Annotated in this window: 23 protein-coding genes; 15 read left to right on the top strand and 8 right to left on the bottom strand. The window is 62.4% G+C overall.

Going from position 1 to position 20,189, the window contains the following annotated elements; all coding sequences use genetic code 11:
- Window positions 1–369 (top strand): H-NS histone family protein, encoded by a 369-nt coding sequence (locus DIE29_RS10740; protein WP_114649876.1) that lies wholly within the window; start codon window positions 1–3, stop codon window positions 367–369.
- A gap of 80 nt (window positions 370–449) precedes the next feature.
- Here the strand turns inward: DIE29_RS10740 and DIE29_RS10745 are convergent, their stop codons facing one another.
- The gene (locus tag DIE29_RS10745) at window positions 450–827 is read right to left on the bottom strand and encodes a dihydroneopterin aldolase (protein WP_114649877.1); all 378 of its coding nucleotides are present in this window, start codon (window positions 825–827) and stop codon (window positions 450–452) included.
- Between the two features lie 92 nt (window positions 828–919).
- On the opposite strand from DIE29_RS10745, the gene plsY reads away from it, so the two are divergent.
- Entirely contained in the window at window positions 920–1,513 is a 594-nt protein-coding gene (gene plsY, locus DIE29_RS10750) for a glycerol-3-phosphate 1-O-acyltransferase PlsY (protein ID WP_102043248.1), read from the top strand.
- 10 nt (window positions 1,514–1,523) lie between these two features.
- Here plsY and tsaD read toward each other — a convergent pair whose 3' ends face one another.
- The 6 genes from tsaD to ffh form a co-directional block, all read right to left on the bottom strand.
- Window positions 1,524–2,546 carry a tRNA (adenosine(37)-N6)-threonylcarbamoyltransferase complex transferase subunit TsaD gene (gene tsaD, locus DIE29_RS10755; protein ID WP_102042344.1) on the bottom strand — a complete coding sequence of 341 codons (1,023 nt, stop codon included), beginning with the start codon at window positions 2,544–2,546 and terminating at the stop codon, window positions 1,524–1,526.
- A gap of 95 nt (window positions 2,547–2,641) precedes the next feature.
- Window positions 2,642–3,037: a lactoylglutathione lyase gene (gene gloA / locus DIE29_RS10760; protein WP_102042345.1), complete on the bottom strand. Its 396-nt coding sequence runs from the start codon at window positions 3,035–3,037 to the stop codon at window positions 2,642–2,644.
- 5 nt (window positions 3,038–3,042) lie between these two features.
- Window positions 3,043–3,798: a M48 family metallopeptidase gene (locus DIE29_RS10765; protein WP_102042346.1), complete on the bottom strand. Its 756-nt coding sequence runs from the start codon at window positions 3,796–3,798 to the stop codon at window positions 3,043–3,045.
- Between the two features lie 29 nt (window positions 3,799–3,827).
- The gene (locus tag DIE29_RS10770) at window positions 3,828–4,577 is read right to left on the bottom strand and encodes a competence/damage-inducible protein A (protein ID WP_102043249.1); all 750 of its coding nucleotides are present in this window, start codon (window positions 4,575–4,577) and stop codon (window positions 3,828–3,830) included.
- Complete coding sequence (locus tag DIE29_RS10775; protein WP_114649878.1) at window positions 4,577–5,350, bottom strand: EI24 domain-containing protein; 774 nt, start codon at window positions 5,348–5,350, stop codon at window positions 4,577–4,579. The genes DIE29_RS10770 and DIE29_RS10775 overlap by 1 nt, the downstream gene beginning before the upstream one ends.
- Before the next feature lie 23 nt (window positions 5,351–5,373).
- Window positions 5,374–6,735, bottom strand: a complete 1,362-nt coding sequence (gene ffh, locus DIE29_RS10780; protein ID WP_114649879.1) for a signal recognition particle protein — start codon at window positions 6,733–6,735, stop codon at window positions 5,374–5,376.
- A 41-nt stretch (window positions 6,736–6,776) separates the two neighbouring features.
- On the opposite strand from ffh, the gene DIE29_RS10785 reads away from it, so the two are divergent.
- The 11 genes from DIE29_RS10785 (at window position 6,777) to DIE29_RS10835 (ending at window position 18,420) form a co-directional block, all read left to right on the top strand.
- Entirely contained in the window at window positions 6,777–7,607 is an 831-nt protein-coding gene (locus DIE29_RS10785) for a cytochrome C assembly family protein (protein WP_114649880.1), read from the top strand.
- 101 nt (window positions 7,608–7,708) lie between these two features.
- Window positions 7,709–8,998 carry an HlyC/CorC family transporter gene (locus DIE29_RS10790; RefSeq protein WP_237269557.1) on the top strand — a complete coding sequence of 430 codons (1,290 nt, stop codon included), beginning with the start codon at window positions 7,709–7,711 and terminating at the stop codon, window positions 8,996–8,998.
- A gap of 75 nt (window positions 8,999–9,073) precedes the next feature.
- Window positions 9,074–10,792, top strand: coding sequence for a type IV-A pilus assembly ATPase PilB (pilB, locus tag DIE29_RS10795; RefSeq protein WP_114649882.1), 1,719 nt, complete (start codon window positions 9,074–9,076; stop codon window positions 10,790–10,792).
- A gap of 13 nt (window positions 10,793–10,805) precedes the next feature.
- Entirely contained in the window at window positions 10,806–12,041 is a 1,236-nt protein-coding gene (locus tag DIE29_RS10800; protein WP_114649883.1) for a type II secretion system F family protein, read from the top strand.
- A 39-nt stretch (window positions 12,042–12,080) separates the two neighbouring features.
- Window positions 12,081–12,932, top strand: a complete 852-nt coding sequence (locus DIE29_RS10805; protein WP_114649884.1) for a prepilin peptidase — start codon at window positions 12,081–12,083, stop codon at window positions 12,930–12,932.
- A 127-nt stretch (window positions 12,933–13,059) separates the two neighbouring features.
- On the top strand, window positions 13,060–13,323 hold the full coding sequence (locus DIE29_RS10810) for an FmdB family zinc ribbon protein (RefSeq protein ID WP_102042354.1): 264 nt from the start codon (window positions 13,060–13,062) through the stop codon (window positions 13,321–13,323).
- A gap of 12 nt (window positions 13,324–13,335) precedes the next feature.
- Window positions 13,336–13,962: a DUF502 domain-containing protein gene (locus tag DIE29_RS10815; protein ID WP_114649885.1), complete on the top strand. Its 627-nt coding sequence runs from the start codon at window positions 13,336–13,338 to the stop codon at window positions 13,960–13,962.
- A 63-nt stretch (window positions 13,963–14,025) separates the two neighbouring features.
- Window positions 14,026–15,825 (top strand): aspartate--tRNA ligase, encoded by a 1,800-nt coding sequence (aspS, locus tag DIE29_RS10820; protein ID WP_102042356.1) that lies wholly within the window; start codon window positions 14,026–14,028, stop codon window positions 15,823–15,825.
- Between the two features lie 142 nt (window positions 15,826–15,967).
- Window positions 15,968–17,617 (top strand): response regulator, encoded by a 1,650-nt coding sequence (locus DIE29_RS10825; protein WP_102042357.1) that lies wholly within the window; start codon window positions 15,968–15,970, stop codon window positions 17,615–17,617.
- Window positions 17,618–17,629: 12 nt separating this feature from the next.
- Window positions 17,630–17,983: a guanyl-specific ribonuclease gene (locus DIE29_RS10830; protein WP_102042358.1), complete on the top strand. Its 354-nt coding sequence runs from the start codon at window positions 17,630–17,632 to the stop codon at window positions 17,981–17,983.
- A complete protein-coding gene (locus DIE29_RS10835; protein ID WP_237269444.1) occupies window positions 17,980–18,420 on the top strand; it encodes a barstar family protein in 441 nt (146 codons plus the stop codon). The genes DIE29_RS10830 and DIE29_RS10835 overlap by 4 nt, the downstream gene beginning before the upstream one ends.
- On the opposite strand, the gene DIE29_RS10840 is transcribed toward DIE29_RS10835, so the two are convergent.
- Window positions 18,371–18,610 carry a cysteine-rich CWC family protein gene (locus tag DIE29_RS10840; protein WP_335740050.1) on the bottom strand — a complete coding sequence of 80 codons (240 nt, stop codon included), beginning with the start codon at window positions 18,608–18,610 and terminating at the stop codon, window positions 18,371–18,373. The two genes, DIE29_RS10835 and DIE29_RS10840, sit on opposite strands and share 50 nt — an antisense overlap.
- Window positions 18,611–18,740: 130 nt before the next feature.
- Here DIE29_RS10840 and DIE29_RS10845 point away from each other — a divergent pair, with 130 nt between their 5' ends.
- On the top strand, window positions 18,741–19,157 hold the full coding sequence (locus DIE29_RS10845; protein WP_102042359.1) for an Hsp20/alpha crystallin family protein: 417 nt from the start codon (window positions 18,741–18,743) through the stop codon (window positions 19,155–19,157).
- Between the two features lie 111 nt (window positions 19,158–19,268).
- Window positions 19,269–20,177 (top strand): acetylglutamate kinase, encoded by a 909-nt coding sequence (argB, locus tag DIE29_RS10850; RefSeq protein WP_108080470.1) that lies wholly within the window; start codon window positions 19,269–19,271, stop codon window positions 20,175–20,177.
- Window positions 20,178–20,189: the final 12 nt, after the last annotated feature.

Raw genomic sequence — 20,189 nt, forward strand, 5'->3', positions numbered from 1 at the left:
ATGGACCTCTCTACGCTTTCACTGAACGAATTGCGCCGCCTGCAAAGCAAAATCGATGCTGAAATCCGCCGTCGCAGCGATATCACCCGGCGCGAGTTGCTGAAAAAAATGCAGAAAATGGCGGCTGAAGAAGGTCTTTCGTTGTCCGACATCATTCCCGGCGCAACGAATGACAGCCCCGCCACTGTGAACAAGGCACGGCGTTCGGCCAAGGGCGGCGGCAAAAAAACCGGCAAAGTGCCGCCTAAATACCGCCATCCCGACGATTCTTCGCTCACCTGGACCGGCCGGGGCCGCAAGCCGTTATGGGTTGAAAACTGGATAGCGGCAGGCAACCCGCTCGAGGCATTGCTGATTCAGCCGGCCTGATGCCGCAACCGGGAAAAGGCAGGCGCACAAAGAACGCCGTGGCGCTTGCCTTCTGGTGCAAACGCACCGCCCGCCTGGGCTCAACCCGCGGTGTTCGGAAGAATATGGCCTTCGCGTCCGCGCTGAATGAAAACGCCAACCCGGCGCACCCCTTGCATGACACCGATTTTGGCAATGCGGATTTTCACCCAAGGTGCGTTGAATTCTTCAAACAATAGATTGACGACGAATTCGCCCAGGGTTTCGATGAGATTGAAATGGCGGGCGGCGAGTTCGGCGCGAATGCGTTCGATCACCACCGCGTAATCGATGGTATCGGCAATATCGTCATGTTTGGCTGCCGCGTCCGGCACGCCAAAGGTTAGATTGAGCTCCACCATCTGCGGCGCCACCTTTTCGCGTGGATAGATACCCACGCTGGCCTGCACCCGCAGCTCTTCGATAAAAATGAAATCCATAGCGCTTCCCGCGTAGAATTGCGCCATTGTAGCCTTTCGTCGGCTTGTGCCGGCACGGCGCCTTGAGCGCACTCGATCACCGTGATATCCAGATGAATCTGCTTTTGCTGTTGGCCGCGGCCTATTTGCTCGGCTCGGTGCCTTTTGCAATCCTTGTCAGTCGTCTATTCGGCCTGGCGGACCCGCGCCAGTACGGCTCAGGCAACCCCGGCGCCACCAATGTGCTGCGAAGCGGCAGCAAGGCTGCGGCATTGCTGACCTTGGTGGGCGATTGCCTGAAAGGCGCGGCCGCGGTATGGGCCGCGCAGGCGCTGGGGTTTTCCGCCGAGGAGGCGGCGCTTGCCGGGCTGGCGGCCTTTTTCGGCCATGTTTTCTCGCTGTTTCTGCGCTTTAACGGCGGCAAGGGTGTCGCCACAGCGCTGGGCGTGCTATTGGGCATCGATCCCTGGCTGGCGTTTATCTGCCTGTTCGTGTGGCTGGCAACCGCCGTACTGACCCGCTATTCTTCGGCCGCAGCGCTGGCAGCTGCGGTCAGTGCGCCGCTTGCGGGTTATGTTTTACTCGGCGCGCCAGCCTTGGTGGCCATACTTTTGCTCATGGCCGCCGTGCTCGTTTGGCGGCATGCCGCCAATATCCGCCGTCTGTTGGCTGGCACCGAAGGCCGCATCGGCGGTAAATCCGGCTAAGCGCTGCCGCTCAGGCCGGCTTGCCCACCTCCGCCAGCGGCCAACGCGGGCAGATGCCGATGCGGCCCGCTGTCTGGCCGTGTTCTCCGGCCGCCAAGCGCATCGCGCCGGCAAAGGCGATCATCGCTCCGTTGTCGGTGCATAACTCGGGCTCAGGGTAATACACTTGCCAGCCGCGCCGCTTGGCCGCCTGGTCCAGCCGCGCGCGCAAGCTGCGGTTGGCGCCCACGCCGCCGGCCACCACCAGGCGCGTCAGACCGGTACGTGCAAGCGCGGCAAGCGCTTTTTCAACCAGCACGTCGACCACCGCTTGTTGAAAGTCCGCGGCCAAATCGGCAGCGTCTTCGGTGCGCCAGCCCGGCGCGCAAACGGTGTTGAGCACTGCGGTTTTAAGCCCGCTGAAGCTGAAATCGAGATCGCCCGAATTGAGCATCGGGCGCGGCAGGCGAAAACGACCGGCTCGCCCCCGATCGGCCAAGCGGGCCAATTGCGGACCGCCCGGGTAGCCCAGACCGAGCAGCTTGGCGGTTTTGTCGAAGGCCTCACCGGCGGCGTCGTCGAGCGACTCGCCCAGCAGCTCATATTCACCCACCCCACCGACCCGCATCAACTGGGTATGGCCGCCCGAGACCAGCAAGGCCACGAACGGAAACGCCGGCGGTTGGGCCGACAACAGCGGCGACAGCAGGTGCCCTTCCAAGTGATGCACCGGCAGCGTGCGCACCCCCAGGGCCATGGCCAAAGACTCCGCCACCCCGGCACCGACCAATAGCGCCCCGGCCAGCCCGGGACCGGCGGTATAAGCTACCGCATCGATCTCGTCCAACCTGCAGCCGGCCACGGCCAGCATCTCACGCAGCAGCAGCGGCAGGCGACGGATGTGGTCACGCGAAGCCAGCTCAGGCACCACACCGCCGTAGGCGGCATGCAGATCGATCTGGGAATGCACCCGATGCCCCAACAGGCCGCGCTCGGTGTCGTAGAGCGCCACCCCGGTTTCGTCACAGGACGATTCGATTCCCAGTACTTTCATGATTTTGGTCAGATTCGCGGAGGCGGCATTCTACCGCAGCGCGGTCGCTACCCCCTGCGTTGCCTGCCCCGCTGCCTTGCGGCGCATAAAGGGAATCATCCGTGTTCGGCGTCGCGCTGGATCAATTCGATCTTGTAGCCGTCCGGGTCTTCGATGAAGGCAATTACCGTGCTGCCATGCTTCATTGGCCCGGCCTCACGTACCACTTTGCCACCGCGCGCACGGATTTCTTCGCATGCCCGGTAGGCGTCCGGCACTGCCACCGCAATGTGGCCAAATCCATTACCCAGCTCGTAAGACGAGGTATCCCAGTTATGGGTCAGCTCGATGACCGCGCCGTCGGCTTCATCCTGGTAGCCGACGAAAGCCAGCGTGAAGCGTCCTTCCGGATAATCCTGCCGGCGCAGCAGGCGCATGCCGAGCACTTCGGTATAGAAAGCGATCGAGCGCTCCAGGTTGCCGACCCGAAGCATGGTATGCAGCAAACGCATGTGTTTCAGTCCTCCTGATCGATGGATAGGTCGTCGCCGGTGGCGATCTCCGGCAGTGTCGCCGCCGCGGCGCGCAGTTGCCGCCGGGCTGCACGCCAGTCCGGATAGATCGCCTCGACGAGCGACCAGAAGCGTGACGAGTGGTTCATTTCCACCAGGTGCGCCACTTCGTGGGCCACCACGTAGTCGGCCAGCACCGGATCGAGATGGATCAGCCGCCAATGCAGACGAATGCCGGATAGCCGACTGCAACTCCCCCACCGGGTGCGCGCACTGCTCAGCCGCACTGCCGGTGCCGCAACACCGAGGCGGTGGCAATATTCGGCCACCCGTCCGGCAAACCAGCTCAAGGCCCGCCGCTGCAGGGCGCGGATCAGCGCAGCGGCGGGGTCTGGTGTGGCCGCCGGCAGCACCAGTTCTTCATGACCGTCATCGCCGACCCGCCAGCGGGCACCGCGTCGGGTGCCAGCGAGGCGCAACCGGCAGGGCTGCCCAAGGAGCGCAAAGCACGCCCCGTCCTCGGCCACAAAGCGCCTCGGGCGTGGGCGGGCGGCCAGCGCATCGAGTTTGCCGAGCAGCCAACGACCATGCGCCGCCACGAAGCGCTCCGCCTCGGCCGTGGTGCAATGCTGCGGCACGGCTACCCGCACGCCCTGCGCATCGACCTGCAAAGCCAGCGTGCGCCGCGCCGAGCGCCGCAACCGGTACACGATGTCCCGCCCTTCCAACACGATCCGGCGCACTTGTTCCGAAGGCGGCATGCCGCGCTTTGCGCGAGCCGATTTTGCGTTCAGTCGCGCGCCTCCCACGGATAGCCACGCCGTTGCAGCTCCGCCTTGATCCGCGCCATCGCCTCGGCCACGCGGGCAGCAGGCCCCTTCATGCCCAGTTCCAGGCTGCGCCGCTGCCCGGCTGCGGCCAGAGTGGGCAGGCTGAACAGGGTGGCGTCTGGAAACTCCTCGGTCACTTGGCGCATCAGATCGATCAACTGCCCTTCGTAGGCGTCCCACACGGTGATCGACTGTTCGACATAGTCCTCGGCGTGATGCAGATGGGCGTAATGGGTGTCCAGCACCCATTCGACCATCGGCCAGGCCATCTGCGGAAAACCGGGCACGAACCAATGGTCGTGGATGGCAAAACCCGGAATCCGGTTGTAAGGATTGGGGATGATCCGACTACCCAGCGGAAATACGCCCATCTGCAGGCGCTCCGGCGTGGTTTCCGCGCCAAAACGCGCGCGGATTTCGGCTTCCGCCTCGGGATGCAGAACGCTTTCTACACCGAGGGCGGCCGCGGCCGCCTGACGGGTGTGGTCATCCGGCGTGGCGCCAATGCCGCCGAAGCTGAACACCACGTCCCCGCTGGCAAAAGTCTGCCGCAGGGTTTCGGTCAGACGGATGCGATCATCCCCGGCATAGCGCGCCCAGGCCAGCTTGAGCCCACGCACACCAAGTAGCTCGATCAGCTTGGTCAAATGCTTGTCGTTGCGCCGGCCGGAAAGGATTTCGTCGCCGATGATCAAAGCGCCAAAGGCCATCATAGGCTCCTGCTGGAGGTCTCGTGCGGCGCATCCAGGATGGATACGCCGCGCTCGGCCCGCGTGCGTCGCAAGGCTTCGAGCATGAAATGAACAAAGGCCAGGCCGCAAAACGCGGGGGCCACGATATTGACCAACGGCACATAGGCCAGCAGCGCGCACACGCCGCCCAATAGCAGCATCTGGGCGCGCAAATCGCGCCGCAGGGCAAGCATTTCGTCCGCGTCCGCGTGCAGCATCAGCGCATCATAGCCAAAAGCCTTTTGGTTCAGCCACGCGGTCAAGCCCACCGAAGCGACCAGGCCGAAGCCGGGAATCAGCCAAAACGGCAAGGACAGCAACAACGCCAACAGGAACAACAGCGCGGCAAGCGCCGAATTCCACAGGCTGCCGAGATTCGAACCGCCACGCCGTTGCTCCAGGTCGCCATATTCACGCACGGCCACCTTCTCCAGCATGATCGGCAACGCCACCACCGCCACCAACAACGCGGCGGTAAGGTAGATCATCGGCACGAAAAGCAAGAACACCGCAATTTTGGCCAGCACCAGCAACAGGCCGCCGGCCACTTCGGACTGACTGACCCAGGGTCCGATCCAGGTCCAACTCTCCACCCAGCCCACTAGGCCATCGACCAGCGCAGCCCAGCTGAAAATTGCCACCACCAGCCACACCAGGGCCGCAGCCAGCCCCGGCCAGATCAACTGCCACAAAATGCCTGGCTGCGCCAGGCTGCGCAGCGCGCGGGTCAAAGAAACCAGGATATGCGCCATGGCGTGCGTAGGCACCGAGCGGATCAACGCATCAAGCCGCCCGGCAACATGCCCCTGAGCCCACGGAGCATCTTTTGCATGCCGCCTTTGGAAAATTGCTTCATCATTTTTTGGGTCTGTTCGAACTGGTTGAGCAGCCGATTGACTTCCTGCACCGTGACGCCGGCGCCGGCAGCGATACGGCGCTTGCGGCTGGCCTTGATGATCTCGGGTTTGGCGCGTTCTTGCGGCGTCATCGAGTTGATGATGCCTTCGATGCGGGCAATCATTTTTTCTTCGACCCCACCCTGCAGTTTGCCGGCGGCCTGGGCAAACTGCGCGGGCAGCTTGTCGAGCATGGCGCCAATTCCGCCCATGCCGCGTACCTGGCCGATCTGCTCTTTGAAATCGTTGAGGTCGAAACCTTTGCCGCTCTTGAGCTTTTTGGCAAAAGCACGGGCTTTTTCCTCATCGACCCCGCGACGCGCCTCCTCGACCAAGCCGAGAATGTCGCCCATACCCAGGATGCGGCTGGCCATGCGCTCCGGATGGAACTCCTCCAGTCCGGAGAGCTTTTCGCCTACGCCGGCAAACTTGAGCGGCTTGCCGGTGACATGGCGTACCGACAATGCCGCACCGCCACGTGCATCGCCGTCTAGCTTGGTCAGCACCACGCCGGTCAGTGGCAGGGCGTCATTGAAAGCGCGCGCGGTATTGACCGCATCCTGGCCAAGCATGGCATCGACCACGAACAAGGTTTCGACCGGTTTGAGCGCGGCATGCAGGCCCTGGATTTCGGCCATCATCGCCTCATCGATGGCCAAGCGGCCGGCGGTGTCGACCAGCAGTACGTCAAAATAATGCCGTCGAGCGTAATCGAGCGCGGCCAGCGCGATGTCCACCGGCTTTTGGTCGGGAGTCGAGGCAAAGAACTCGATGCCCGCCTGGCCAGCCACCGCTTTGAGCTGGTCGATAGCCGCCGGCCGATAAACGTCGGTCGACACCGCGAGCACCTTTTTCTTCATCCGCTCGGCTAGCAGTTTGCCGAGCTTGCCGGTGGTGGTGGTTTTACCCGCGCCCTGCAGACCGGCCATCAGAATCACCGCTGGCGGCTGTGTGGCGAGGTTCAGTCCGCTGTGACTGCCGCCCATCAACGCCTTGAGCTCGTCATGCACCACGCCGACCAGCGCCTGGCCGGGCGACAGCGAACCGATGACTTCCTGGCCGATGGCCTTTTCCTTAACCCGCGCGATGAAATCCTTGACCACTGGCAGCGCCACATCGGCCTCCAGCAAGGCCATGCGTACTTCGCGCAGCGCGTCCTGAATGTTGTCTTCGGTCAGGCGGGCCTGGCCGCGCAATGATTTGACGACCTTGGACAGCCGCTGGGTGAGATTGTCGAGCATGTTGTATCGGGGTTTCGGCGTTGGAGTAAACTGCGTGCGATATGGGCAAGATTCTACTTCATCTCGTTCCGGCCTCGCTGTACGGCGCCCTGGGCATATATTTCTGGCGCACCTGCTGGCTGGGCAGCGCTCACGGCAGTACACGTCAGTGTATGTCACGCCGCGAGCGCCTGGTGTTACTGGCAGCCTTGCTGATACACGGCATGGCACTGCACGGCGCGCTGTTTCCGGGCGGGCAGATGCGTTTTGGCTTTGGAGTGGCCATCTCGCTGATGATCTGGCTGGCGATCTGCTTTTATTGGGTGGAAACCCTGTATGCACGCCTCGACGGGCTGCAAGCATTGGCCATGCCCGCAGGGGTGGTCGGCGCCGTGCTGCCAGCCTTGTTCCCCGGCGAGCATGTGTTGACCAATGCCGGCTCGCCCGCTTTCCGCGCCCACTTCATCATTGCCATGCTGGCCTACAGTCTATTTACCTTGGCCGCACTGCATGCCCTGCTGATGGCGGTGGCCGAACGCCAGCTACACAACGCGCGCCTGACCCGCGCACTGGCCGGGCTGCCGCCGCTTCTCACCATGGAAGCGCTGCTGTTTCGGCTGATTGGCATTGCCTTCGTACTACTCACGCTGACCTTGGTGTCCGGTGTGGTGTTTTCCGAAACCCTGTTCGGGCAGGCGTTCCGCCTGGATCACAAAACCGTGTTCGCCATCGTTTCATGGTTGCTGTTCGGCACGCTGCTGGCCGGCCGCCACCTGCGCGGCTGGCGCGGCCGGGTGGCGTTGCGCTGGACGCTGGCCGGTTTCGTCGCCCTGATGCTGGCCTATGTGGGCAGCCGCTTTGTCATCGAGGTCGTGCTCGGCCGGGCAAACTAGGGCGCGCCCGCACCGGGTTTGTTTGTTGACAGCCTTGGCGGACGGGCTGAATACTTTCCCCATCCTATTATCGACGGACTTGCGTGCCCGACCATCCCCTTGTGCTGCAGTTGACCGCACTGGTCCTGCTGCTCGTCCTCTCCGGGGCCTTCTCGATGACCGAAACGGTCATGATGGCCGCCAACCGCTACAAACTGCGCTCGCGCGCTGCCGCTGGCCACACCGGCGCCCGCTTGGCGCTCGATCTGTTGGGCAAGACCGACCGCTTGCTGGGCGTGGTCCTGCTGTTCAACAACCTGGTCAATATCGCAGCCGCCACGCTGTCGAGTGTCATCACCATCGACCTGTTCGGTGAAGAGCGCTGGGCGCTTGGCACCGGCACGGTTCTACTGACCTTCTTTATCCTGGTGTTCTCCGAGATCACCCCAAAGGTCATCGGGGCTCACTACGCCGACCGGCTGGCTCCGATCCTCAGCTATCCGCTCACCGCGCTGCTCAAAGTTGCCTATTTTGCGGTCTGGTTTGTCAACCTATTCGTCAGCGGGCTATTGCATCTGTTGCGGCTCAAGCCCGTGCAGGAGGACGGTCCTGCCAGCCTGTCGATCGATGAATTACGCGCCATGGTGCTCGAATCCGGCCATTACATGCCCGCCAAGCACCGCAGCATCCTGGTCAACCTGTTCGACCTCGAACACATCACGGTGGAAGATGTGATGACCGCGCGCGGCGCGATCGAGAGCATCGACCTCAGCGCACCGGAAGAGGACATCCGCCAGCAACTGGCCACCAGCTACCATACCCGCCTGCCGGTATTCGAGGACGATTCGGAACGGGTGATCGGCATTCTCCACCTGCGCCGGGTGCTCGGCCGGGTACTGGACGGCCAATTGAGCCGAGACGCCATCCGCGCACTCACCAGCCCCCCCTACTTCATACCCGCCAATACCTCGATCTACACGCAATTGCAGTACTTCCAGGAAAACCAGCAACGCATGGCCTTGGTAGTCGATGAGTATGGCGAGCTGCTCGGACTGGTAACCCTGGAAGACATCATCGAAGAGCTGATCGGAAAATTCACCACCAGCATGCCCGATGGCAGCGACCGCATCAGTTGGGGCCAAGACGGCAGCGTACTGGTCGACGGCAGCCAGAATCTGCGCGAGCTCAACCGCAAGCTGGGTTTGGCGCTCCCGCTCGATGGCCCCAAGACGCTCAACGGCCTGATTTTGGAGTACCTGCAAGACATCCCGGAGGGCGAGCTGTCGATCAAAATTGCCGACACGCCGATCGAAGTGGTGCAAACACAGGATCGCATGGTGCGGACCGCGCGGATTTTTCGCCCGGTCGCAGCCGGCGGTCCGCCCACGACAGCACCGGGACCGGACCGCTAGCGAAGCGGCGTACAGCCCTTTACAAGCCGCGGCTCGGCGTGCAAGATCGAATGTCGTTTAATTAAACATCTTGCTATGGCAGCCAATCCCCAGTCGGCCCTGAGCGGCCTTGCCCGCGCGCTCATCCAGCATGGACGGCTCACCGAAGCCGACGCGCTGAGCTGTGCCACCGGAAGCGGCAATGGCTCCACCAACGGCTTTTTGATCGAGCTGGCGCAGCGCGGGCTGATCAGTACCCGCGAAATCGCGCGCTTTGCTGCCGAAACCTTCGGCTACCCGCTGCTCGATGTCACCGCCCTGGAAAAATCCTACATTCCCCGCGATGCAATCGACCGCAAGCTCTGCAGCAAGCACCAGGTGGTCGCGCTCGGAAAACGTCAAAACCGCTTGGTGGTGGCCATCGCCGATCCGTCCAACATGCGGGTGCTGGACGAAATACGCTTCCAGACCGGCCTGCAGGTCGATCTGGTGGTCGCCGAAGCCGACAAACTCGCCCGGCTGGTCGAATCGCTCTCGGAGTCGGTAGAGAAGAATCTGCGGGATCTGACCGGCGAGGATTTCGACATGGATCTCCTCGGCCAGGAAGGTACAGACGAGACCGCGGCCGAAGATGCCAGTTCGGAAGTCGATGACGCGCCGGTAGTGCGCTTTATTCAAAAGGTACTGATCGATGCGATCAACGAGGGCGCTTCGGACATTCATTTCGAGCCCTACGAAAAGTTCTACCGCATCCGGGTGCGCACCGACGGCGTGCTGCGTGAAATCGCTCAGCCCCCGCTGGTGCTCAAGGAAAAAATCGCCGCACGGATCAAGGTGATTTCCCGTCTGGATATTTCCGAAAAGCGCGTGCCGCAAGACGGGCGGATGAAATTGGCGCTGTCCAAAAACAAGGCCATCGATTTTCGGGTCTCGACGCTGCCGACCTTGCATGGCGAAAAAATCGTCATGCGCATTTTGGACCCGTCTTCGGCCATGCTGGGGGTGGACGCCTTGGGCTACGAGCCGGATCAAAAGCAAGCCCTGCTGGCTGCCATCGAGCGCCCTTACGGCATGGTTCTGGTGACCGGCCCCACCGGATCGGGCAAAACGGTATCGCTCTACACCTGCCTGAACATTCTGAACAAACCCGGAGTCAATATTTCCACCGCCGAAGATCCGGCGGAAATCAATCTGCCCGGCATCAACCAGGTCAACGTCAATGACAAAGCCGGACTGACTTTCGCCGCCGCGTTGCGGGCTTTTCTGCGCCAGGATCCGGATGTCATCATGGTCGGTGAAATCCGCGACTTGGAAACCGCCGAAATATCGGTCAAAGCAGCCCAAACCGGCCATCTGGTATTATCCACCTTGCATACAAACGACGCCCCTACTACCCTGGAGCGCCTCAAGAATATGGGGGTGGCGCCGTTCAATATCGCCTCTTCGGTCATCTTGATCACCGCCCAGCGTCTCGCCCGACGATTGTGTAGTTGCAAAAAACCGGTCGATATTCCGATCGAGGTGCTGCTCCAAGCAGGCTTTTCGGAGGACGATCTGGACGGCAGTTGGCAACCGATGGGGCCGGTCGGCTGCGACCGTTGTAAGGGCACTGGTTATAAGGGACGAGTGGGCATCTACCAGGTCATGCCGATCAGCGAAGAGATCGCCCACATCATCATGACCAATGGCAACTCGATGGACATTGCCGAGCAGGCGCAACGCGAAGGCGTGCGCGACCTGCGTCAGTCCGGCCTGCTGAAGGTCAAACAAGGCGTCACCTCGCTGGAAGAAGTGCTGGCGACCACCAACGAATAGAGAGACAGTGCATATGGCAACTGCAACCCAAGCAGGCCGCAGCGACCGGCGCGGCCCCAAGGAAATGCTCTTTACCTGGGAGGGCAAGGACAAAACCGGCAAGCTCGTGCGCGGAGAAATGCGCGCAACGGCCGAAGCCGTGGTGCAGGCCACCTTGCGCCGCCAAGGCATATTGGCCACCAAGGTGAAAAAACAGCGCATGTCGCGCGCCGGCAAAATCAGCGAAAAAGACATTGCGCTGTTTACCCGGCAACTGGCCACCATGATGAAGTCGGGCGTGCCGCTGTTGCAGGCGTTCGACATCGGCATCAAGGGCTCCGGCAACCCAGCGCTGGCCCGGTTGCTCAACGATATTCGCAACGACGTCGAGACCGGGTCGAGCCTGTCGCAGGCATTTGCCAAACACCCTGTCTATTTCGACCGCTTGTTTTGCAACCTGGTGGCAGCCGGCGAACAGGCCGGTATTCTGGATGGGCTACTCGACCGTATCGCCACCTATAAGGAAAAAATCCTTGCCATCAAGAGCAAGATCAAATCGGCGCTGTTTTATCCGATTGCCGTGGTCGTGGTCGCCGCGCTGGTCATCTCGGTGATGATGCTGTTCGTCGTTCCGGAATTCAAAAGCGTGTTCACCAGCTTTGGCGCGGATCTACCCGCGCCCACGCTGATGGTCATCGCCATGTCCGACTTTTTCGTCGAATACTGGTATGCCATCTTCGGCATCCTCATCGGCACCGTGGTCGGCGTCGCGTTTGTTTATAAACGTTCGACCGCAATGCAAATTGCGGTCGATCGCGCGGTGCTGAAACTACCGGTCATCGGGGAAATCGTGCGCAAAGCCACCGTGGCCCGCTGGACGCGCACGCTGTCGACGATGTTCGCCGCGGGCGTGCCGCTGGTCGAAGCGCTCGATTCGGTCGGCGGCGCGTCGGGCAACTACATTTACCTGACCGCCACCCGGCAGATCCAAAGCGAAGTCAGTACCGGCACCAGCCTCACCGTGGCGATGCAAAACGCCGCCGTGTTCCCGACCATGGTGGTGCAAATGGTATCGATCGGCGAGGAGTCCGGCCAGCTCGATGCCATGCTCGCCAAGGTTGCCGATTTTTTCGAGCGTGAGGTCGATGACGCGGTGGCTGGTCTATCGCAGCTCCTGGAGCCGATCATCATGGTTTTCCTTGGCACTGTCATCGGCGGCTTGGTGGTCGCCATGTACCTGCCGATCTTCAAGCTCGGCTCTATCGTCTGAACTTTTTGCCGCCTGCCAGGCTGGCGGCATGTCTGCACCATGATCCAATTCCTGCGCGAGCCGCTCGCCTTTTCCACGCTGGCCGCAGTACTCGGCCTATTCGTCGGCAGCTTCCTCAACGTGGTGATCCACCGCCTGCCGCGTATGCTCGAACGCGACTGGCAGGCCCAGGCCGCAGAGTTGCGCGGCGAAGCGCCGCCGGAGACTGAACGCTTCAATCTGGCCACGCCGCGCTCACGCTGCCCGCATTGTGGCCACCTGATCGGCGCACTGGAAAACATTCCGGTGTTCAGTTATCTGCTCCTGCGCGGCCGCTGCCGGCACTGCAATGCGCCGATCGGCGCCCGCTATCCAGTCGTCGAGCTGCTGTCGGCCGCCTTGTCCGGTTACGCCGCGTGGCATTTCGGCTTCGGTCTCGCCGCCGCGGGCGCGATGCTCTTCTTGTGGATCATGCTGGTGCTGGCTTTCATCGACCTGGACACCCAGCTTCTGCCGGACGATCTGACCTTGCCGCTACTCTGGCTCGGGCTGGCGTTCAACCTTTTCGGCACGTTCACCGACTTATCCAGCGCAGTCATCGGCGCCATGGCCGGCTACTTGTCGCTCTGGTCGGTGTACTGGCTGTTCAAGCTCGCCACCGGCAAGGAAGGCATGGGCTATGGCGACTTCAAACTGCTCGCAGCCATCGGCGCCTGGCTGGGTTGGCAGATGCTGCCGCTGACCATCCTGTTCTCATCCCTGGTCGGCGCCACGGTCGGTATCGCGCTGATCGTCTTCGCCCGCCACGGGCGCAGCGTCCCCATCCCCTTTGGCCCCTATCTGGCCGCCGCCGGAGCGCTGGCGCTGTTTTGGGGCGAGGCCATCACACGGGCCTATCTCGGCGGCATCTAACCCGCCCGAACCGCTTGAAACACAGACCCTGCGCCCCCACATCCGGCGCAACCGGGTGCGCCGGTGCTTTCTTTTCCCCGATGCTGCGTTGCGTTAGACTTACGCACTTGCCTTTCCGGAGGTCCTCATGCCCATTTACGAATATCGTTGCGAGAGCTGCGGGTTCCAGAAGGAACACATCCAGAAAATGAGCGATCCGCAGCTCGACACCTGCCCGTCCTGCGGTCAGCCCACTTATGTCAAATTACTGTCGGCAGCCGGCTTCCAGCTCAAGGGCAATGGCTGGTACGCCACCGACTTCAAAGGCGGCAGCAGTGCAGCCCCGGCAAAAGCCGACAATGCGCCGGCCATGGGCGGCTGCGGCGGCAGTTGCGCCTGCCATCCGTCCTGAACCGACGATCACGTGAAAAAATACTTCGTCACCGGGCTGCTGATCTGGATTCCGCTGGTCATCACCTTCATGGTGCTGGCCTGGATCGTCGGCACGCTCGACCAGATCGTCGAATGGCTGCCCAACGGTGTGCACCCACGGACCATACTGGGCTTCAATCTGCCCGGTCTTGGTCTGGTGGTCAGCGTGCTGATCGTATGGCTCACCGGTCTGGTGGCGGCCAATGTGATTGGTCAACGCCTGGTCGCTTACTGGGAGGCGCTGCTTGCCCGCATCCCGGTGGTGAAGTCACTCTATTACGGCGTCAAACAGGTTTCCGACACACTGTTTTCCAGCAACGGCCAGGCTTTCCGCAAGGCCCTGCTGGTGCAATACCCGCGTCAGGGCTCATGGACCATCGCTTTTCTGACCGGTAAACCGGGCGGTGATGCAGTGCGCCATCTGCACGGCGAATATGTCAGCGTGTATGTGCCGACCACGCCCAACCCGACCTCCGGATTTTTCCTGATGATGCCCAAAGCGGATGTCATCGAACTGGACATGAGCGTAGACGAAGCGCTCAAATACATCATTTCCATGGGCGTGGTCGCCCCGCCGGCACGCCTCAGCTCGCAACCAGCCGCGCTGCACAATGAATGAGCTGCGCCGCCGGATGCGACGCCTTCCATCTTTCATCTAGTTTTTATCCGGAACTCCCAGATCATGCGAACCCATTACTGCGGCCAGGTAACCGCTGCCGACCTCGATCAAACCGTCATCCTGTGTGGTTGGGTCCATCGCCGACGCGACCACGGCGGGGTGATCTTCATCGACCTGCGCGACCGCGAGGGCCTGGTACAGGTGGTGTGCGATCCCGACCGTCCAGAGATGTTTGCCATCGCCGAGTCGGTGCGCAACGAGTTCGTGCTCAAGTTGAGCGGCCGTGTGCGCCGTCGCCCGACCGGCACCGAAAATGCCAATCTGCGCTCGGGCGAAATCGAAGTCCTGTGCCACGATATCGAAATTCTCAATGGCGCGGCCACGCCACCCTTTCAACTGGACGACGAGCATATCTCCGAGACCGTGCGCTTGACCCACCGTGTGGTCGACCTGCGCCGGCCGCAGATGCAAAAGAACCTGATGCTGCGCCACAAGGTGGCCATGGCCTTCCGGCGTTTCCTCGATGCCCACGGCTTCATCGACATCGAGACGCCGATGCTCACCAAGAGCACGCCGGAAGGCGCGCGCGACTACCTGGTGCCTTCGCGTGTGCATCCGGGGCAGTTCTTTGCGCTGCCACAGTCGCCGCAACTGTTCAAGCAAATGCTGATGATTGCGGGGTATGACCGCTACTATCAGATCACCAAATGCTTCCGCGACGAGGACCTGCGTGCCGACCGCCAGCCGGAGTTCACCCAGGTCGACCTGGAAACCTCCTTCATGGACGAAGAGCAGATCACCGCGCTGGTCGAGGAAATGATCCGCTTCGTGTTCCGTGAAGCGCTCGCAGTCGAGTTACCCAACCCTTTCCCGCGGCTGACCTATGCCGAAGCGATGCGCCGTTACGGCTCCGACAAGCCCGATCTGCGGGTGACTCTGGAACTGGTCGACATCACCGACGCGGTCACCGACGTGGCCTTCAAGGTATTCTCCGGCCCGGCCACCAGCGGCGGGCGTGTGGCGGCGATGCGTGTACCCGGCGGCAGCAGTCTGAGCCGTGGCGAAATCGACGAACTGACCAAGTTCGTCGGCATCTACGGCGCCAAGGGATTGGCCTACATCAAGGTCAATGACGCCAGCAAACCCAACGAAGAGGGCCTGCAATCGCCCATCGTCAAGAATTTGCATGAAGCGGCGCTCACCGCCATCCTTTCGCGCACCGGCGCGCAATCCGGCGACCTGATCTTTTTTGGCGCCGACAAAGCCAAGGTGGTCAACGATGCATTGGGCACGCTGCGGGTCAAGCTCGGCCACGAGAAGGGTTTTGTCACCGGCGAACAATGGTGCCCGGTGTGGGTGGTGGATTTCCCAATGTTCGAGTATGACGAAGAGGACAAGCGCTGGGTAGCCTGCCATCACCCCTTTACCAGCCCCAAGGACGAGCATCTGGAACTACTCGAGAGCAATCCAGGCCAGTGCCTGGCCAAGGCTTACGATCTGGCGCTCAATGGCTGGGAAATCGGCGGTGGTTCAGTCCGTATTCACCGCGCCGAAGTGCAAACCCAGGTCTTCAAGGCGCTCAATATCGGCCCCGAGGAACAGCAGGCCAAATTCGGCTTCCTGCTCGACGCGCTCAAGTACGGCGCCCCGCCACACGGCGGCCTGGCCTTTGGCCTGGACCGCATCGTTACCTTGATGACCGGCGCTGAATCGATCCGCGACGTGATCGCCTTCCCCAAAACCCAGCGTGCCCAATGTCTGCTCACCAACGCCCCATCGGCCGTGGAGGAAAAGCAATTGCGCGAGCTGCACCTGCGTCTGCGCCAGAAGGCCGACACCCAGATCGAGCCTGCCCGCGACTGACCCCCGCGCGCGGCGCTTATGGCAAGATGGGCGAACGGGCAGCCGTTCGCCCATTTTACGTTGACCGCGAGCGCTCAAGCCGCCCGGCTGGTGCGCCGATATAAGCTCAAGGTTTCTCCTTCACTTCAGGCAGTTGCCGCTCATGGCCGATCTTGCGAGCGTCTCCGTGCTGGTCATCGATGCCAATGCCGGCATGCGCGCGCAATTGCGCAACATGCTGGGCGGGTTCGGCATCGAACGGATCGAGCAGGCATCCAGCGCGGCCGCCGCTCTGCGTCGGCTGCGCGAGGCGCGTTTCGACATCGTGCTGTGCGAATTCAACCTGGGAGAAGGACAAGACGGTCAGCACTTGCTGGAGGACCTGCGCAGCAACGAAATCATTCCCCTGACCACGCTGTTCATCATGGTCACTGCCGAGCGCAACTACGAGCGTGTGGTCAGCACCGCCGAGCTTGCCCCCAACGACTATGTGCTCAAGCCGCTGGCCAGCCATGTGCTGCGTTACCGCCTGGAACGCGCACTCGACAAGCGGGAAGTTTTCATGCCCGCTTACCGCCGCATCGAAATGGGCGACCCGATCGGAGCGGTAGAGCTATTGCAGCAGGCAGAACGCGACCATCCGCGCTACGCCACCGATCTGCTGCGCCTGCAAGCCGAACTGCATCTGTCGATCGGCGAGCTCGATCGAGCTGAAGCTGCCTATCGACAGGCGCTGCAACGCAAAGCGCTACCCTGGGCCGAGCTGGGTCTGGCGCGCATCGCGGTACTGCGCAAGCACTACACCGACGCCGAGGAACGCCTCACCGGGCTGATCGCCGAACACGACGACTACATCGACGCCTACGACCTACTGGCGCGCTGCCGCGAACAAGCCGGCCGGCCGGCCGAAGCCTGCGACGCCCTGCTGGCAGCCACCAAACGCTCCCCGCACCGTCTGGCGCGCCTGCGTCACCTGGGCGAGATCGCCTTGGAGACCGGCGACTTCGGGCGCGCCGAAGAGGCGCTCGCCGAGGTGGTGCGCAAAGGCAAGGTGTCCAACTTTGCCGACCCCGAAGACCATGTTCGCCTGCTCCAGGCGCAGCTTGGCCAGGGGCAGACCGAAAGCGCCCGCGCAACCCTGAGCGATCTGGCGCGCAGCATGGCCGGCCAGCCCAAAGCGCCCATCTGCGTTGCACTGGCCCGCGCGCTCTACCACAGTGCAACCGGGGCGCCGGACAAGGCCCGCGCGGCGTTGCACGAAGCGGTCGCGACCGGGGCGGACAGCAGCCAGTTGTCGATCGGCATGAAGCAGGAATTGGTCAGAGCCTGCTTCGACAACGAGCTGGATGCCGAAGGCAGCGAACTGGTGCTCGACATCCTGCGCAATACGGCCGACGAGCACACGCTCAACGCCACCCGCGCCGCGCTGCGCGCGCGCGGCCGCGAACTGCTGGCCGAACAGTTGGAAGAGCGCACCCGCGAGGAGGTGCGTAACCTGGTCGCACGGGGCGCGGCCAAAGCCAAAGCGGGCGACTTTGACGGCGCGGTGAGCGAAATGATGCACGCAGTGCGCCAAATGCCCGGCAACCCGCATGTATTGTTCAACGCTGCGCTCGCCTTGCTGCGTCATGTGGAACACCGCGGCTGGAACGAACGTTTTGCCAGACAGGCCGGCACGCTGATCGCCCGTGCCCGCCGATACGATCCACTCAGCCCACGGTTGGCGGCCATCTCCGCCTTCATGCACAGCCTGTTCCAAAAATATGCGGTGCAGCCGAAGGATAACGCCGAGGGCTCGCGCACGACTGCCTGAACCGCAACCGCCATGCGCACCACACTGACCCGTCTGCTTGGCCTTTTCGCACTGGTTGCGGCGCTGACTGGATGCGCGCCGCCGGCCGGCACAAACCACGACCTGCCGCCCGAAGCGCACGCCACGCTGGCGCTGATCCAATCCGGTGGCCCGTTCCCTTACCGCAAAGACGGCAGCGTGTTCCACAATCGTGAAGGGCTACTGCCCGAACGTCCGCGCGGCTATTACCGTGAATACACCGTGCCCACGCCCGGTGCCCGTGACCGCGGCGCACGCCGGATCGTCGCCGGCGGACAGCCGCCCGAAGTGTTCTACTACACCGAGGACCACTACCGCAGTTTTCGCCGTATCGAGCCGCCGCGATGACGCCCGACATTTCGCCCAACCAAGAACTGCTCGCCACCCCCGGCGTACACCCGCTGCCCCCGCACGCACTGCCCGCACTGCTACACGCCGCCCACACTGCCGGCATGCGCCCGTACTGCATCGATTTGTCCGCATGCGACGACAAGGCGGCTGTCTTGGCAGCGCTGGCCAAAGGCCTATCCTTCCCCGCTTGGTTTGGCCACAACTGGGACGCGCTGGCCGACTGTCTGAGCGATCTGTCATGGCTGCCGGATCGCTCGGTGGTGGTGGTGTTCGAACACGTCCGGCGGCTCGCAGACAACGCGCCCGACGACTACCGCACCACTCTGGACATTTTTGCCGAAGCGGCCGAGAGCCAAGCTGCCCAGGGGCGCCGGCTGATGCTCTTTACCCCGTGTTGTCCGCCGCGGCGCAGCGACCGCTCGCCGCCCGCTTGAGCATCTCTTGCAGACACTCGGGGCAATAACAACCGAGCCCGGCGTCCGCCGCCGGCACCGCAAGGCCCGCTGGCAACGCTGCGCACCAACATGCGGGCCATCCGGCCGCCATGCCACAGGTAAAAGCCGCGCCACAACGCGGGCAGGTGTTGGTGCTGGCCGAATCGGGCATGCGCTCTGTCGTGCTCATTTCCGCCTCCAGGGGCCGTATCGCCCCGGTCGATCATACAACGCTCCCACCAGGTTGAATTCACCGCCACCGCACCTATATTCGTAGCGCAGGGATTCAATGACCCTACTCTTATAGAGGAGAATGCATCATGGCCAACATCATCAACCGCGACCCGTTCGATGATTTGCTCCAAGGCTTTTTCGTTCGGCCGGTGGAATTCGGCCGCTGGGCTGCCGAAGCGCCGCAGATGCGTGTCGACCTCAGCGAAGACGATGCCGCTTACCGGGTTCATGCGGAATTGCCCGGTGTGAGCAAGGACGACATCCATGTCAGCATCGACGGCGCAGTGCTGTCGATCAGCGCCGAGCGCAAGCAGGAAAAAGAAGTCAAACAGGGCGAAAAACAACTGCGCACCGAGCGTTATTTCGGCAAGGTATCGCGCAGCTTCCAACTCGGGCAGGAGGTGGACGAAGCACGCGCCACCGCCAAGTTCAAAGACGGCGTGCTGGAGCTTCATCTGCCCAAAAAAGCCGCCACACAGGCTCGGCGTCTGACCATCGAATAAACGCCGCTGGCGGCGCTGTGCCCGGGCGAGCCAGGTGCCGCCCGGGCGCAATTTTTCCTTCCGCATCCGCGGTAGAATGGGCGGCCGTTTCATTCGTTACCGACAGCCGCCATGACCGCTTCCCGCACCCCCGACACCAGCAGCATCCCCCCTGCACGCAAGGCTGCGATCCTTGCCGAGGCGCTGCCTTACATCAAGCGCTTTTTCGACAAGACTATCGTCATCAAATATGGCGGCAACGCCATGACCGATCCGCACCTCAAGGATTGCTTTGCGCGCGACGTGGTGCTGCTCAAACTGGTAGGACTCAATCCGGTCGTCGTCCATGGCGGCGGCCCGCAAATCGAAAATCTGCTCGCCCGGGTGGGCAAAAAGGGCGAGTTCATCCAGGGCATGCGGGTCACCGATGCCGAGACCATGGAAGTGGTCGAGATGGTGCTCGGCGGGCAGGTGAACAAGGAAATCGTCAACCTCATCAACCAGCATGGCGGCAAGGCTGTGGGCCTGACCGGCAAAGATGCCGGCTTCATCCGCGCCAGAAAGTTGATGGTGCAGAAAAAAGACGCGCCTCAGGGCGATCTGATCGACATCGGACAGGTGGGTGAGATCACCGGCATCGACCCCAGTCTGATCGCCTTTCTGGACCAAGGCGACTTCATCCCGGTGATCGCGCCGATTGGCGTCGGCGAACAGGGAGAGACCTACAACATCAACGCCGATGTGGTCGCCGGCAAGCTGGCCGAAATTCTCAAGGCCGAAAAACTGATGCTGCTCACCAACACCCCGGGCGTTCTGGACAAAAACGGCAATCTGCTCACCGGCCTCACTCCACGGCAAATCGACGAATTGGTCGCCGACGGCACCTTGTCCGGTGGCATGCTGCCCAAGATCGCCTCGGCGCTGGACGCCGCCCGCAATGGGGTGAAGTCGGTGCACATCATCGACGGCCGGGTCGAACATTGTCTGCTCTTGGAGATCCTCACCGACCACGGCGTGGGCACGATGATCAAAAGCAAATAGCACGCCCACCCC

The sequence above is a fragment of the Pseudothauera hydrothermalis genome, from assembly GCF_003345255.1.
Lineage (GTDB): Bacteria > Pseudomonadota > Gammaproteobacteria > Burkholderiales > Rhodocyclaceae > Pseudothauera > Pseudothauera hydrothermalis.